Origin of the sequence: Hansschlegelia beijingensis (assembly GCF_045505405.1) — a bacterium.
GTDB classification, from domain to species: domain Bacteria; phylum Pseudomonadota; class Alphaproteobacteria; order Rhizobiales; family Methylopilaceae; genus Methylopila; species Methylopila beijingensis_A.
Genome location: NZ_JBJKEX010000511.1, coordinates 1 through 1,451, shown reverse-complemented (window position 1 = coordinate 1,451; position 1,451 = coordinate 1). Strand labels below are relative to the sequence as shown.

Genomic DNA, 1,451 nt, shown 5'->3' with positions numbered 1-1,451 from the left:
GACCAGAACCGCGGCCCCAAGACGACCGGCGCGGCGCCGGGCGCCGACTTCCGCTGACGTCAGGAGCGCTTAGCGCCGCCGGTTTCGAGGCGGCGGCGTTGACGTCGCGAGCCGCCCCCGGGGGGCGTAGCGGTGCGGGCGCCCTCAGCCGTTAGAGAAGGTGCGTGGCGGCCAGCAGCAGGAGAACGGCGGCGGCGCCCGCGAACAGCAGCGATACGGCCGTGTGGAAGCTGGCGTTCAGGGCCTCTCGCGCATCGTTCGCGATTGCTTGGGCGCCGAGCTCCGTCAGCTTGTCCATGACGTCCTCCGTCCCGGAATGGCGCAGCATGAGGCGCCCCTGTTCTGGCCGCAATAAGTGAAAATCCGGATGCGGCCGCCCCCGGGACGATAAGCTTATTCGAAGAGATCTTGCGCGCTGAGGTGCATAGCGGGCTAAGCTCATACGGTTGAGCCCGCAGGTGACCTGATGCCGCCGCGCCCGATCTCGCAGTCCCGCTACGCCTTCGGCGTCTGCGCAGTGGTGTCGGCGATCTGCGTGGCCGGCCTCAGTATGCTGGGGATCGTGCCGGACGCTCCTCCGACGGCGCGGGCCTTCGACGCCCGCGAGCCTCTCGGGCTCGTCATGGGCCCTGCGGCCCTCGGGGCAGTGTGGAGCAGGCTGCTGATCCCTCCATGCGGTAGCCGAGCGAGCGGAGGATTTCGGCGAAGTCTTCGCCGGAGCAGCCGGCGAGCGAGGTCATCGCCACAGTCACCGTAAAGCCATTGCCGTCCGTCGCGCCTGCGGGCGGCGTTCCGGGCTGCCCGGGCTTCCACGCGATCGCTGGGCGGATGAGGTCGGCGAGGCGCTCGAGGATGTCGACCCGGATGGCGCGCTGCCCGCACACCCGGTAGCCGAGCGCGCGGTAGAGCCCCTTCTCGATCGCGGGATCGACCGGGATGGTGGTCCGCCCGGCGGAGGCGAGATGCGCGACGTCGTCGACCCGCGCCTCGGTGGCGGCGCTGTGGGTCAGGCTCCACAGCTGCGCGGCCAGCGCGCGGGGCGCAGGCTTCATCAGCGTGGGCATGTAGACGTGGTGGGCGCCGAACCGGACGCCGTGCCGGCGCAGAGCCGCGCGCGCCGCCTGATCGAGGCTCTTGAGCTCCTCGGCGACGCGTGCGCGATCGAGCACGCCGAGATCTTCCACCAGCTGGTACGCGACCCCGCGCGCGACGCCCGTGACGTCTTCCGCCGTCTCGATCGCGATGAGCGGGCCGAGCAGCTTGTTGACGTGGGCGCGGATCCAGAGGTCGAGGCGCTTCTCGACCTGCTCACGCGCTCCGCCGGTGAGCTGGTCGTCGGCCAGCACCCGGATTCGCGGCTGCAGCGTCTTCTCGCCCTTCACGAGGCGGCCGACCAGCTCGCCGAGCCAGCGCACCGCGCCGTCGGCCGCGAGCACGACGTCGCCGTCGGC

1 protein-coding gene and 1 pseudogene are annotated in these 1,451 nt (G+C 71.3%); both read right to left on the bottom strand.

Annotated features, from left to right (window positions below; all coding sequences use genetic code 11):
• Nucleotides 1–151: 151 nt before the first annotated feature.
• Complete coding sequence (locus ACIKT0_RS18205) at nucleotides 152–328, bottom strand: hypothetical protein (protein WP_407106738.1); 177 nt, start codon at nucleotides 326–328, stop codon at nucleotides 152–154.
• A gap of 292 nt (nucleotides 329–620) precedes the next feature.
• A pseudogene (locus ACIKT0_RS18200) lies at nucleotides 621–1,451 on the bottom strand (helicase-related protein); the annotation flags it as partial.